At 46.0% G+C, this 14,054-nt stretch carries 14 protein-coding genes; 6 read left to right on the top strand and 8 right to left on the bottom strand.

Translation table 11 applies throughout. The features are described 5' to 3' along the window. Positions 1 to 7: 7 nt before the first annotated feature. A complete protein-coding gene (locus AC5ZC7_RS19630) occupies positions 8 to 1,093 on the bottom strand; it encodes an AI-2E family transporter (protein ID WP_496157198.1) in 1,086 nt (361 codons plus the stop codon). Positions 1,094 to 1,349: 256 nt separating this feature from the next. Between AC5ZC7_RS19630 and AC5ZC7_RS19635 the strand changes: the two genes are divergently transcribed. Further along, positions 1,350 to 3,749: an ABC transporter permease gene (locus tag AC5ZC7_RS19635; RefSeq protein WP_496157197.1), complete on the top strand. Its 2,400-nt coding sequence runs from the start codon at positions 1,350 to 1,352 to the stop codon at positions 3,747 to 3,749. 1 nt (position 3,750) lies between these two features. On the opposite strand, the gene AC5ZC7_RS19640 is transcribed toward AC5ZC7_RS19635, so the two are convergent. Both AC5ZC7_RS19640 and AC5ZC7_RS19645 read right to left on the bottom strand, forming a co-directional pair. Then, on the bottom strand, positions 3,751 to 4,122 hold the full coding sequence (locus AC5ZC7_RS19640) for a hypothetical protein (protein ID WP_496157196.1): 372 nt from the start codon (positions 4,120 to 4,122) through the stop codon (positions 3,751 to 3,753). 431 nt (positions 4,123 to 4,553) lie between these two features. Beyond that, entirely contained in the window at positions 4,554 to 4,925 is a 372-nt protein-coding gene (locus AC5ZC7_RS19645) for a hypothetical protein (RefSeq protein ID WP_496157195.1), read from the bottom strand. Positions 4,926 to 5,378: 453 nt separating this feature from the next. On the opposite strand from AC5ZC7_RS19645, the gene AC5ZC7_RS19650 reads away from it, so the two are divergent. After that, on the top strand, positions 5,379 to 5,948 hold the full coding sequence (locus tag AC5ZC7_RS19650; RefSeq protein WP_496157194.1) for a cyclic nucleotide-binding domain-containing protein: 570 nt from the start codon (positions 5,379 to 5,381) through the stop codon (positions 5,946 to 5,948). Between the two features lie 3 nt (positions 5,949 to 5,951). On the opposite strand, the gene AC5ZC7_RS19655 is transcribed toward AC5ZC7_RS19650, so the two are convergent. The 5 genes from AC5ZC7_RS19655 to AC5ZC7_RS19675 form a co-directional block, all read right to left on the bottom strand. After that, positions 5,952 to 8,315, bottom strand: coding sequence for an ABC transporter permease (locus tag AC5ZC7_RS19655; protein ID WP_496157193.1), 2,364 nt, complete (start codon positions 8,313 to 8,315; stop codon positions 5,952 to 5,954). A 142-nt stretch (positions 8,316 to 8,457) separates the two neighbouring features. Continuing rightward, the gene (locus AC5ZC7_RS19660) at positions 8,458 to 8,946 is read right to left on the bottom strand and encodes a phosphatase domain-containing putative toxin (protein ID WP_496157192.1); all 489 of its coding nucleotides are present in this window, start codon (positions 8,944 to 8,946) and stop codon (positions 8,458 to 8,460) included. A gap of 25 nt (positions 8,947 to 8,971) precedes the next feature. Next, a complete protein-coding gene (locus tag AC5ZC7_RS19665) occupies positions 8,972 to 9,772 on the bottom strand; it encodes a methyltransferase domain-containing protein (RefSeq protein ID WP_496157191.1) in 801 nt (266 codons plus the stop codon). A 60-nt stretch (positions 9,773 to 9,832) separates the two neighbouring features. Next, entirely contained in the window at positions 9,833 to 10,459 is a 627-nt protein-coding gene (locus tag AC5ZC7_RS19670) for a CPBP family glutamic-type intramembrane protease (protein WP_496157190.1), read from the bottom strand. 361 nt (positions 10,460 to 10,820) lie between these two features. Continuing rightward, complete coding sequence (locus AC5ZC7_RS19675; RefSeq protein ID WP_496157189.1) at positions 10,821 to 11,447, bottom strand: winged helix DNA-binding protein; 627 nt, start codon at positions 11,445 to 11,447, stop codon at positions 10,821 to 10,823. 125 nt (positions 11,448 to 11,572) lie between these two features. Between AC5ZC7_RS19675 and AC5ZC7_RS19680 the strand changes: the two genes are divergently transcribed. The 4 genes from AC5ZC7_RS19680 (at position 11,573) to AC5ZC7_RS19695 (ending at position 14,043) form a co-directional block, all read left to right on the top strand. Then, positions 11,573 to 12,037, top strand: a complete 465-nt coding sequence (locus AC5ZC7_RS19680; protein ID WP_496157188.1) for a hypothetical protein — start codon at positions 11,573 to 11,575, stop codon at positions 12,035 to 12,037. 1 nt (position 12,038) lies between these two features. Continuing rightward, positions 12,039 to 12,410 (top strand): DoxX family protein, encoded by a 372-nt coding sequence (locus tag AC5ZC7_RS19685; protein WP_496157187.1) that lies wholly within the window; start codon positions 12,039 to 12,041, stop codon positions 12,408 to 12,410. Positions 12,411 to 12,447: 37 nt separating this feature from the next. After that, positions 12,448 to 13,536: a transglutaminase domain-containing protein gene (locus AC5ZC7_RS19690; RefSeq protein WP_496157186.1), complete on the top strand. Its 1,089-nt coding sequence runs from the start codon at positions 12,448 to 12,450 to the stop codon at positions 13,534 to 13,536. 69 nt (positions 13,537 to 13,605) lie between these two features. Next, positions 13,606 to 14,043, top strand: a complete 438-nt coding sequence (locus tag AC5ZC7_RS19695) for a MarR family transcriptional regulator (protein ID WP_496157185.1) — start codon at positions 13,606 to 13,608, stop codon at positions 14,041 to 14,043. Positions 14,044 to 14,054: the final 11 nt, after the last annotated feature.

The following is a 14,054-nucleotide window of genomic DNA, read 5'->3' on the forward strand; positions in this document are numbered from 1 at the left end:
AAAGTTACTATCTATTTTCTGCAGCATGCGGACCATCTTTGCGTTCCAGCCAGGAATTGAAAATGGTATAGAATACAGATACAATGATAGCACCTTTAAACATGCCCGTAAATCCCCAGGCAGCCACGCCCCCTATCACACCGATAAACAGCACCAGGAAAGGCAGTTTCCCACTTTTGGCAATCAATACCGGCTTCAGGATGGCTTCTCCAATCAGGATACCTGCACCATAGATCGCCAGGAAAATGGTCATGCCAGGATGTCCCTGCGTAGCCATCCAGATGGTAAGTGGTACCCATACCACCAACGGCCCTATTTGTATCACTACGAGGAAGAAGATCAGGGCAGCCAGTCCCAGTGCAAAGGGAATGCCTGCAATGGTCAAACCTATCCAGGCTACAATTGCCGTAATAAATGCGGTACCCATTACGCCAATCGATACGCCTTTCACCGCCATGGTAGTGGCATTCAGCAAATCAGTCCCATCTTTACGTCCCAGCAGATGCTCTACTGCCGCGCGAATGGGCCGCACTGATTTTTCACCACTTACCAGGAAAAATGCAGATACCACAATACCGATAATCAGCTGCACTGCGGTGCCAATGATGCCGAAGCCGCTGCTCACTACATGGTTTAACACCATCCTTACCGGCTGTTCGTGGGTGTTTAATGTTTCCTTGGGACTATCCTGCAGATGCTGCCAGAATGCGCTGATTTCACTGCCTATATAGGGCATATTCACTACCCAGGCCGGCAAAGGGGGCAATCCATTGTCTTTCATATCCCTGATCCAGTGTATAGATTCCCGGACATGTGAACTCATTTCCGCCACAATATAGGTGACCGGTAGGGCAATGATCGCTACCAACACAATAGCATACAAGGTAGCCGTTAGCTTACGCCGGCCGCCAAACCACCGCACCATGCGCTCAAACAGCGGATAAAAAGAAACAGAGAAAATCAATGCAAACGTGAGTACGCCGAAAAATAAATGTAATACCTGGTATAGCGCTAACAGCAACGCCAACAATAACAGCAATACGAGTATAGACTCTATCATGTTCCTGGAAGCTGGCCGGAGGTGATTGTTCATACCATGAAATTTTAACAACAAATGGGCTTACTTCGTAAATATAACACTCCTTCCTTAGTTAAGCAGCAATATGTCACCGTTTGGAGCAGCAAAGTCACCTGGCCGGCTTCCTTCTCCCTAAATTAATACCGGACAACCATGTCCATTTCCGGACATTATCCTACCTTACATTCCCGGGAAACGCTCCATGGCAGCGACGCCATTAAATGGCAACCTTCTTGTGACTCCGAAAAGCTGTTAACTAAACAACCAAAATATGTGGCTGAATTATCTGAAAATCGCCTGGCGTAATCTCAGGAAAGATAAATTCTATACAATTATCAATATCCTGGGGCTGGCATTGGCTACGGCAGCGTTCCTGTTTATCATCAACTATGTGCGGTTTGAATATAGCTATGAAAATTTTTACAAAAATGCCGATAACATTTATCGCGTTACCCTCGATAATTACAAAGACAGTGAATATGTAATGACGGACTGCGAAACGCATCCGCCTCTGGGGCCTTTGGTTAAAAAAACATATCCGGAAGTAGTAGATTATGTGCGGGTAGAACATATGGAAGAAGCACCGAGCATCAAATCCAATGGAAAAATTTTCAAAGTAGAAATGTATGCGGTAGACAATTCCATGTTCACCGTGTTTAACTACGACTTTATAGAAGGGAAGGCCGCTACCGCACTCACGGCGCCGATGCAGGCCGTGGTGACGGAATCACTCGCCAAACGCATGTTTGGCAACGAGTCAGCAGTAGGAAAACTAATCCAGGACGGCGACTGGACCTATACCATTACCAGCGTGATTAAAGATGTGCCTTCCAATACCCACCTGAAATTTAACCTGCTCATTTCTTTCAACTCCCTGATCAGCAGAGGGATTCAAATGGAAAGCTGGAACGGCAATAATAACTATACTTATGTGCAGTTGCTGCCACACGCCAGCCTGGCCGCCTTCAACAATAAGCTACTGCAAATTTCCAAAGAAAAGCTAAAGCAGGACAAGCTCCGGGCGGAACCCATGAAGGATATACATTTGCTGTCGCATAAGTCGTTCGAACCGGAAGAAAACGGCGACCTGAAAACCGTGCAGTTTATGATGGTCATTGCCATACTCGTGTTACTGGTGGGGTCCGTAAACTACGTGAATCTGACCACCGCCCGTGCCGCTGACCGTACCAAGGAAACGGGTATGCGCAAAGCACTGGGATCGTCCAGGCTATCGCTGGTGAAGCAATTCATGACAGAAACGGTGCTGATAAACTTAATCGCCATGGGACTCGCCCTGGCGCTGATAGAAATACTGCTGCCGAATTATGTGCAACTGACCGGTCGTCCTATTACGGCTAATTTCTTTCATTCTTCCTTCTTCTGGCTCACAACGGCGGCTTTATTTGTGTTCAACTGCGTGCTCTCCGGGTTATACCCCGCGCTGGTATTATCAGCCGTGAAGCCGGTCACCGTTACCAGGAAATCTTTCACCGCAACTTCTGGTGGTAACCTATTCCGGAGAATGCTGGTAGTAGGACAGTTTGCCGCAGCTTTAGTTGTATTATCTGCCTCCCTGATCGTTTTCCGGCAGCTCTCCTATATGCGCCACCAGGATCTGGGCCTGAGCACCAACCAGATTTTGATACTCAGAGCACCTTCCGGACAGGGTAAAATCATAGATTCCATCCGCCGGCAGCAAAGCACCCTATTTATCAACGGTGTATCCCAGCTGCCGCAGGTAGAAAAGATCACGGGCACTGAAGCCTTACCCGGCGCAAGTTTACACGACCTCTCTACCACCAGTGGCATTAGCCTGCTGGGATCCAATACAGGCTTGAATTATACCTTTTATGCTTATGGGGTAGACGAAAACTTCCTGCCGGTAATGAAACTCAAATTATTGGCCGGCGAAAACTTCCGGCCCGGCGTTGCTAACGCCAACAACATGATACTGAGCCGGGAAGCCAGTCGCCTGTTTGGTTTTCGCAATCCCGAAGAGGCGATTGGGAAAAGAATTACGCTCTCCTGGACCAGTCAACCATATAGCACCATCATAGGTGTAGTAGAAGATTACCACCAGCAATCTTTGAAAACGGCGATCCTGCCTATGATCCACTGGTATCGCACTAATGGAGGCACCTACTTCGCCGCAAAAATCAACACCAAAAATCTGGCTAAAACTATCGCCCAGGTGAAGGTACTCTGGCAGCAACAATACCCGGAATATCCGTTTGAATATCATTTCTTCGATGAAATGTTTGATGAGCAATACAAGGCAGATCAACAGTTTGGTAAAATTGTACAGCTTTTCTCCGGGTTTACACTGTTTATTACCTGCCTGGGCATCCTGGGACTTACCGCCTACAACATTACCAAACGCAGCAAAGAAATAGGTATCCGCAAAGTGCTGGGTGCCTCTGTGAGCAGTATTGTAAATTTACTATCGAGAGATTTTGTTAAACTGGCGGCTATCGCCATCTTCATCGCCACCCCGGTGACCTGGTATGTGATGAACAGCTGGCTGCAGGATTATGCCTATCGCATACAAATACAATGGTGGATGTTCGCCGTTACCGGCCTCGTGATCATGGCAATCGCCCTGCTCACGGTGAGTGTGCAGTCGATTAAAGCCGCGCTCGCCAACCCGGTGAAGTCACTGAAATCAGAGTGATTTATTTCAATGATAAACGCATAAACTGTATCACCTCTTCATTCACATCTTCCGGTGCATACATCCGGAAATGATGATTCACCTGGTGAGCATCGCCAGGTACCGGCGCTATTTTCTGAAAGCATAAATTATCCGGGTAAGCTTTTTCAAATGGGAAAACAATGTGTACGAAGTTTTTCCCCAGTTGGGTTACCCAGGCTACCCGTTTATCGCCCACACCGACGCCCAGCATAGATTTGGTAGGATACAGGTAAACTTTATCCAGCAATGCATATTGTTGCAGGAAATGATCCAGCAGGGAAAGGGTTACCGGCGTTTTGCCGGCGATAAAAGATTGCACTAATGGGTCTTTGGAGGTATTGAGGAGCGGCATTTTTTTTTGCGTTAAAGGTAGGAATTTTGGTGGTTACCCTTTTCTTAGCTTATATAATAGGAAAAGCAGAAATGACGGGTAAAAAAACAAGGGTATCAACCTGATTACCTGCCGCATTAAAGCCCCTGTCTTACTCCCGAATATTAAATAATTCACAGAGGCAGTAAACTCCATGGCGGTCGGTTCCGCAGCTCCAGGGCTTATAAATATCAAATTATATAGCCCATAACAACATACTAAAATACCCGTGATCCAAAATATCATCCCCTTCTCCAGCCACGCAAGGGCCAGTAATAGCAGCACCAGGCATCCGATTTTATCCAATGGCCTGTTTTGAACAATGGTTAAGTAATAGTTCATACAGATGATAAAAAGGAAAACAACTGGACCAAGCCATTTAAAGATTTTCAAATCCGTTTAGCATTTATGGATTATATTTTCAACGCTTCTACACCTTCAGCCACTATCTTTAACCTTCCTTCTGTAGACAATGTTTCAATGACATAGCACTTTAGATGCACAAGATCAACCATTCCGTTCCATCCCTGGTAAAAATCCAGCAGATCAACATCATCATCTGCTGCTATGTAAGCTGTATCTATTGTTTCATTGGCAATAGTGCCCAGGTTGTTGGTTATTTTAAATAAGTAGGCCTTTTTGAAGGTTAACTTCGACCGTGAATTATCTTCATACCATTTTACTATAACTTCTATACTATCGTTATAACCCGGGTCTTTTCGGTCAATAAAAATACTTTCGAGGACAGCATTGTGCCAGTTATTATCATCAAAATCAAATACCATAACTATATGCTTTTTTCATTTAACCTTTGGCACACCTTATATCTTTCAGGGCCTTAAGATTAGCTTTAGTTAGCTTCAAAGGTAAATGTATCTCCTAACTTTCCTTTATATATAAAAATGTATCGGGGAATCCCTTTTTTAAAACTTACCATTGTCATTTGATCACACTCTTCATTAGGAAGAAAAACCAGTTTTCCTTTCTCTAATCTATCAGGAAGATACCATATCCCCCCAGGTAATAACTTCCCAGATACTTATTCATTCCATCATAAATCAAAATTTTACATGAAGCCCTCTTTGCATCTGCGAACATACCCGCCCGAACTACGTACAAAAACAGGAACAACCAAATGCTTCAAATAAATCATTATCAAATGCTATCTCAGGATGGAAGATAATCAAAAAAATGAATAGAAAAATACCCTATGATACACTACCTTTCCGCGAAAAACGGTGACAGAACTCGCGCAATACATCAATGGCTACTTCGGCATCCCGAAAGAAGAAATAGACAAAATCACCCCCTTCTTTCAGCTAACCACTTTATCCAAAGGGGAATACTTCCTGAAAGCCGGCCGCATCTGCGACCAGCTGAGCTTTCATAAAGCCGGATTGCTCCGTGTATACGCTAACAGTGAGGAGAAAGAAATTACGCAATGGATTTCTTACCCCGGTTATTTTGTGACGGACCTGGCGGGGATTATCTTCAACAAGCCATCCCGGTATAATATTGTGGCGCTGACAGATTGTGAGTTTTATACTATCAATAAAACAGATTACCATAACATCGGCCAGCACATTCCGCAATGGCACCTGTTGGAAAAATTATTTATTGCACGTTGTTTTACATTGATGGAAGACCGCATCTTTAACCTGCTGTCTCAAACAGCGGAACAACGATACCATCAGCTGTTACAGCAGCATGGAGAGTTATTTAACCTGGTGCCGCTCCAATACCTTGCCTCTATGATGGGCATGACACCGGAAACCTTAAGCCGGCTGCGGAAAAAAGCGATGAAATAGGCGTTATTCTGTTCTCAAACTTTTTACAGGATTCATCACGGCGGCCCTTACACTCTGGAAACTCACGGTGAGCAAGGCTATGAAGAGGGTAACGATACCCGCCAAACCAAATATCCACCAATCCAGGTCAATTTTATAGGCGAAATTTTGGAGCCAGTGACTCATGGCCAGCCAGGCCAGTGGCACAGCAATGGCCATACCTATTAGAACCGGTTGCAGGAAACTGGAAGAAAGTAACAGGAAGATGTTGGTCGCAGAAGCTCCTAATACTTTTCTCACACCAATTTCTTTCGTGCGTTGTCCGGCGGTAAATAAGGCCAGCCCAAATAATCCCAGGCAGGAAATAAAGATAGCAAGTGCCGCAAAGTAGTTACACAACTGGCTCACCAGCTGTTCACTCTTATAGAGCCGGGTATATTCTTCATCGGAAAACTGGTAAGTAAACGGAAAATTGGGATTCAGATCTTTATAGATACCCGCCAATCCGGCCAGCACGGTTTTACTTTTACCAGTAGTGGTACGTACCAGGATGGTTCCCCATTTCGGATGTGTGTCGAGTCGTATTACCAGTGGTGAGATAGCCTCATGCATGGAAGTAAAGTGAAAGTCTTTCAGTACGCCGATGATTTTTCCGGGTACATTTCCGAGTGTAAAAGGTTGCCCTATCGGGTTCGTATAGCCGGTTCTTTTTACGGCGGCTTCATTCAGGATATAACTGCCGGAATCATTGCCATATTCACGGGAGAAATCGCGGCCATCGAGTAATTGCAGGTGCATGGTTTTTACGAAGTCGTATCCTACGGCCGCATCTGCGAAAGAAACTTCCTGGCCTGGATCCTTACCGGCCCAATTGATGCCGCCTTTATGATGCTCAATTACCGTGGGAGATTCCTTCATTTCAGTGACGGCCAGTACACCTGGTATGTTCAACGCCTGTTCCTTAAATACGGGGTATTTGGAAAGCAGTTCTCCTTCCAGTGGAATATAAAGTAAATGTTGCCGGTCGTAACCCAGGTTTTTGGTTTGTATATAATCCATTTGCCGGTAAATCACTATCATCCCTACTATCAGTACAATGGATAAGGTAAATTGAAACACCACGAGTCCTTTGCGGAAATGTGTGGCGCCGGTACTGAATTTCAAACCGCCTTTCAATACGCGGGCCGGATCCAGTGACGATAAAAATAAAGCGGGGTAGCTACCTGCCACGAAGCCTGTCAGCAGCATTAACCCGGATAATGCCAGCCAGAAAGTAACCTGGTGAAATGGCATGAATAGTTGCTTTCCACTGAGCTGGTTAAATGCAGGTAATAATAAGATGGCTATCAATACGGCAATGCCGGTGGCCACAAATACCAACAACAGGGCTTCCCCGATGAACTGGCTGATCAGTACACCACGGCGGGCGCCTACCACTTTTCTCACCCCAACTTCTTTGGCTCTTTTGGCAGCATGTGCGGTGGCCAGGTTCATGAAATTAATGCAGGCGATAAGCAGGATAAAAATGGCGAGCAGTGTGAAGAGTCGCACGTAGGCAATGCGGCCGCCGGCGGGGTGTCCATCTTCGAAAGTGCTGTGGAGGTACTTTTCACTGTAGCGTTGCAGCCCCAGTTCGGTATAAGATTCCTTATTCTTAGGTTGATATTGATAGATAAAATCTTTCAGTTTTGCGGCTACTTTGCGGGGATCTGCCTGGGCACGGAGTTGGATATACGTAGCCGGACTGGTACTACCCCAGGTTTTTGCCCATGGATTGGCGCCAACAAAATCGTCCCAGCTGCGGATAAAATCAAATTGAACAGACGAGGTAGCGGGAACTTCCACAACTGCATTGATAGCAAGACTGGTAGTATCCTCATACCGGATGATCTGGCCGATAGCTTTCTCCGGGCTGCCAAAAAATAACTCCGCCATGTGCCGGGAAATGGCGATGGTACCGGGTGCGCCCAGGGAGCCATCTTTACTCCCCTGTAGGAGAGGATAGCTGAACATGCCTAAAAAATCGGCGCTGGCATAGCCACCCGTCATTTTTACCACTTTATTATTGGCCTGGAAAGTAATGGGAGGAAAGGCCTGCCATCCGGTAGCCGCTTCCACTTCAGGGACCTCTTTCTTTAAAGCTGCGGCCAGCGGGCCTTGTGTAAGATAGCCACCATCTACTTTACCATCTGCGGATTGACGCAGATACACCTGGTACAGGTAGTTGTGGTGAGCATGAAACTGATCCATGCCGCGTTCGTCCTGTACCCACAATAACATCAGCAGGCTGCAGGCCACGCCCAGCGCCAATCCCATGATGTTAATGGCAGAAAATGTTTTGTTGCGGACAAGGTTACGCCACGCGATCCTGCAATAGTTGCTTATCATATTGGTATGTATCATTAATGAGAAGCGGGGAAAAATAATGCCATTGATCAGGAAAAATGCGGATCAGCACATTAAGCAATATTTATTTTTTAATATGTCCGTTTTTGATACAAGCGATGACCGATAATACGGTGGTTCGTTATTAGCTCCCCCTGTTTTTCAACCAGGCTACCTGTTCTTCCGTATCCGGTACTTTCAGGCCACGTGCTTTACTGATTTTGGTGAGCAGGTTATCGTAGCGGGCGCCTTTTAAGAGCATCAGGCTGCCGGCAATAATCGCGGATCTGCCGATGCCCATTCTGCAATGAATACAAATGGTTTCACCTTCGTCAATAGCCGCTTCCAGTGTGCGCAGAAATTTTTCTGTATAAGATCCGGCTGGCGGTACTTCTCTGTCGGGAAAAGGGAAATGAATAAACCGGATACCATTCCTGATACAGGTTACCTGCTCCATAGTAAGCGACAACTCCCTTATTTCAGACGGTTCCAGCAGGCAAACCAGTACATCTACTCCTTGCTTTTTTAAACTGAGGATGTCATCTTCGAGCCAGTCGTCGCCACGGGGACGGGGCATGATGCCCAATGCGGCGCCGCTGGGAAATTGCTCCAGCCAATAAACGCGTGTTTTCATGTAATGATGGATTCCGTATATATTCTCAAACAGTGGCCCTCACTTCTTTCAGCTTCATCACCATTTCTTCAGCGGCCGTATTTATCCAATGATTATATGCTGTGATGGCGGCTAATCTTTCTGCCTCTGTCACAAAGCCGGCAGCCACCATTTGTGGGCCGCGCAATTCTGCTACCTTAGACCAGATACCTGCTTTTTCTGCGAAAGCAGGATGATTCCGGGTATACACTTCATCGGCCGGTAGTGTTTCGATATGCTGCAACCCCAGTAGTGTGAAAATTTCCGGCAAATGGTCCGCCATATTGTTATCCATGCCAGCATCTGCACGCCAGCGAAGAAAGGCATCATAGAAATGTTGCATGGCGGCAGGTGGCGCAGGCGTCCACTGCAACTGCGTATGATTGTAGTCCAGTATAGACAGGATACCACCGGGACGAAGCAGCGATTTCAAATGTTGCAATGCTTCGGCCGGATTATTTAACCATTGCAGCACGCGGGCGGAAACAATGAGATCAAATTTTTCGGTGGATGTATAGCTAAATAAATCGGCGGTAAGCAACGTCAACTGTGACATACCCGCATGATCTTCCTGCCCCTTGGCAATCAGATGTGTACTGCTGTCGATCCCAATGACTCTTCCGGTAGGCCCTACGGCTTCCGCAATACCGGCAGATATAGCACCGGTGCCACAACCAACATCGAGTACATGCATTCCTTTCCGGAGAACGGGTATTAATGTGGCGTAGCTATTGGCCAGGCTTCTGCTATCTAAAACGCTGCTGTCGCCTTCCGGCATCCGCGCCCTTTCTGTGGCAGTGTTGCTCATGTAATAGGATTTGGTTGAATAAGTAAATATAACTTTTCATTGGGAGAAAGAAACCTTCGATTACAAATATCCTATCTTGATGGCGGTGAGCATAAAAATATCGCAGGCAATATGAAAAAAGATGAGATACCATAGGTTGCCTTTAAACACACGATATAGCCAGATGGTAAATAACGCCCCGATAAAAATATTCACCATAGCAGCAGCACCTTCCTGAATATGATAAAGGGCAAAAAGCATACTGGTCAGCAACCCTCCCCAGGCGAAGTTCCATTTCCCGGCAGGCAACATCTCCCGGATCCTGGTAAAAATAAATCCCCTGAATATGATTTCTTCATAAGGAATCACCAACAGGGAAGCCACTACCAGGAGAATAATGTATCCCATGGTATTGTGCCGGATATAATAGAAAGCCGAAACATCCGCGGGCGGCCAGCCGGTGACCTTCAGTATCAACGGCCCCAGCACAAAAAATACAAAGGCGCTGTATACAGCGCCTATAGCACCTCCCAGCAACAGCGCCCGCCATCGGAAGTCCGCAAACCGAAATCCGATATCGCTCCAGGTTTGTTTATTTATTTTCAAATACCACCCAACAACAACCAGTACAATCGGTACATATCCAAAAAACGGGATAGGAGCCTGGTGGGGAAATATCACCAGGAAGGCGATCAATAAAATATCCAAAACTATTCTAATGCGGGTGGTAAGCATATGAAGTAACCTGAAAGATTAAGCCAGAGCGATGTCGAATATAGTGCCAGGCGGTAACCCATTGGTAATCAAACACGGTTCGCTTCCACATCGTTCATTTTCGATACCGGCTTTGTTCAAAGATGAACAATCGCTTTTTCCCGATTGCGCAAATCATTTTCCTCTTTTGCACAGTTATCCTCACCATCACCTACTAGCTTTATCGGCTGTAATGATCTAAATATAAATAGAATGAAAAAATTCCTGTTTTCTGTTATTTTATGCTACAGCATACATTAGCTATTAGCTATTAGCTGTTAGCATTTAGCATTTAGCATTTGCTAACAGCTAACAGCTAACCCACTATCTCTTTATAAATATCTTCAAAATCGCTTCCCTTATGGGATTGCCAGATGCCCGTAAACTTTTCTTCCACGCCCCTCAATAGCTGGAAGGCCAATTGCTTGTCGTCTTCCGTAAGATCATGAAACATAACTTGCGCCAGCTGGCTGATACGCTTTCTGCAAATCGTCAACACTTTCTCCCCCTTCGGCGTTACTTTCAATCGCTTGGACCGCTTATCTTCCTTATCATCATATTCTGTCAGGTAGCCCAGTTTTTTTAACCGGTTCAGCTTATCGGTGCCTGTTGAGAGTTCCTGTAGTGCGGCATAAATTGCTTCTGTTTTCCGGGGTTCATTCAGTTGCGCTACGGTGTTCAGCAGTGCATACTCATCAATATTGTTGATCCCGGTGCCTTCCAGTGCCGCTACGGTATAAATGGTATGCAGCTTAAAGATCCGGCCAATGCTGCGCATCAGGATACCATCGTTGCTGACAGGCATGAAACGTCCGCCAGCCGGCGCTTTACCTTCACCTTTCCCCTTGGCCAGGTAGTGACGGCAAAAATCTTCCAGGCTGCTTTCGGGATGATGATCGTCGAAAGCGCCCCATGCTGTAATCAGCGCTACGGCTTTATTCATGTAACAGTTGTATTATTTCCGAAGCAATAATATAAAAAATACTTCGGAAATTTTGTTTTTACTATATTTCCGATATACATTTACATAAAGTATTTCGATATCACAGTATTTAAATCATCCCGATCATGTCAACACAAACCCTTTTTCAAAGTCTCATCGTTATACACCTGATAGGATTTTTGCTCTTTGCCGGATCTACTATCGCAGACTTTATTGGTATCCGGCAATTCTGGAAACAATATGCAGCAGACGCTGGTAAGGCGCCCGCCGTATTACAGGCCATGTCCGCATTCCTGCTCACAGCACGTATAGGCATCGGCGTAATTATTTTGTCGGGTGTAGGCATTATGGCCATGACCCGGGGCGTATTCGGAGAGCAAACCTGGTTCCGGATAAAATTCGGACTGGTGCTGCTCGTCATTGCCAACGCCTTAATAATAGGGCAGCGGCAACGGTCCCGGTTAAACCAGGCAGTGCTGGCCAATCAGGCACTTCCGGGAAATGTAAAAACAGGCCTAAACAACTATCACCTGGTACAAATCATCTTCATTCTTATTATCGTCTTCCTCAGTGTTTTTAAATTCAACTAACATGAAAAAAGACAACATCATATACTGGATAGCCACCAGCATCATTGCCGGGGTTATGTTATGGAGCGCCATTAACTTCGGTTTTAACCGGGACATGCAAACCGCCTTTGCCCATCTCGGCCTGCCCAACTGGTTCCGCATAGAACTCACCGTTGCCAAACTACTGGGCGTACTGGCCTTGCTACTCCCATTCGTGCCGGTAAAGGTGAAAGAATTTGCTTACTTCGGCTTCGGTATTACCCTGGTATCTGCTACGATCGCCCACTTATCCAGTGGCGACAGCGTGCTGCTGGAAATCGGGCATTTAACTTTTCTGGCCAGCCTCATTGTTTCCTGGTGGTATTATCACCGGCTGCATCCAAATTTGAACTGATTATAATAACTTCCGGGCTGGAACATCATATCCCTGTATGCGCCCTCCCGGAAGCTTATTGTTTTTGCTGTTATTGCTGATACCGTATTTATCGCCCTGCCAGGCCCCTGCACCTGATATGGACTATTCAAAAATTGACAGCATCGCCCGCACGGTGAAGTACCATGGCGATATCTTCGCGCTCACCAAAACGCTTACCGCAGCCTATCCTGATAAGTTGGCGAAAACCAGGGCGATATTTATCTGGATTACAGAAAACATCCGCTACGATTATAAATTTATCAATAAAGGGAAAAGTGTAAAAGTGCCGAAGTGCTCCCCAGGAAGTAATTGTGACGCCATCCTGCAGGACTGGGAAAATGATTACCTCCGCAAGGTATTGAAACGCAGAAAAGCGATTTGCAGCGGCTACGCAAGACTATTCAAAAAAATGTGTACTATCGCTGGTATTCGTGCTGAAGTGATCAGTGGCTATACCAAACAAAAATACTACCAGGTAGGTAGCACCGGCAGTGTTAATCATGCATGGAATGCGGTATGGCTCGATAGCAGCTACTTCCTCCTGGATGCCACCTGGGCAGCAGGCCACTGTGGAGAAAAAGACAACGGGAAACTCCACCCATTCAAAAAATCATTCAATAAGTACTATTGGCTTACTTCTTTCCATGATCTTGCCAGAAATCACTATCCGGAAGACAAGCAATGGGTGTTTGAAAACAACTATACAAAAGAGAAATTTGCCACCAATCCATATTACAAAGGCAGTATTCTTCCGGATATGCAACTCCTCTCTCCTGCCAGCGGCATTGTGCACGCACAACAAGGAGACACTATTCACTTTGATTTCAGATATAGAGGAAGTCTTGAAACCATACAAATCAACTCTAATATCTCCCGCAATCTCACAGTAAAGAAACTGGTGAAAAAATCAAGACACCGGACGGAATGGGTCCTTGATACCTTTGCACTCAGCAGACAAAAATATATCGATTATAACCGCTACGGGTTCCATTATACTTTTGACTATGTAGTCACCGATCCTGCTTTGAATTACCTGGACATATTGTTTGATTATGACCGGGCCCTAAGATTCAAGGTGGTAGTCGAAAAAAATAGCCTCCAATAAAACCGCTCTCCCATTTCAGCCAAAAATAGTATATTTGTAAGGTAAACTTATAACTTTACCTTACTATTTATGCCATCTAAAAAACAGGATGCACTGGCCGGACAACTCCGTCCCCTGCTGGCACGACTGGTACGCAAACTGCGAAAGGTATCACCCGCTAATGAACCATTGTCGCAGAGCGCGCGCTCCGTATTGGTGCTGCTGGACCAACACCAGCAACTGCTATCCGCGGAACTTGCCGTCATGGAAAAAATGACGCCACAATCCATGGGACAACTATTACTGCAACTGGCGGCCCTGGAACTTATTACCCGGACACCTTCCAAGAGCGATAAACGTAAAATTTATATTTCCCTGTCGCCCGCCGGCAAAGAACGGATAGACAGGGTAAGAAGGGAACGGGATGAATGGCTCAGCAACGCCATCGCCACCGTATGTACAAAAGAAGAGCAGGCGATCCTGCAAGCAGCACTGGCGCCTTTAGCCAGGCTGGTGGAGTTTGAATAAAAGTGCCAACA

The organism is Chitinophaga sp. 9-1-y (assembly GCF_059511905.2).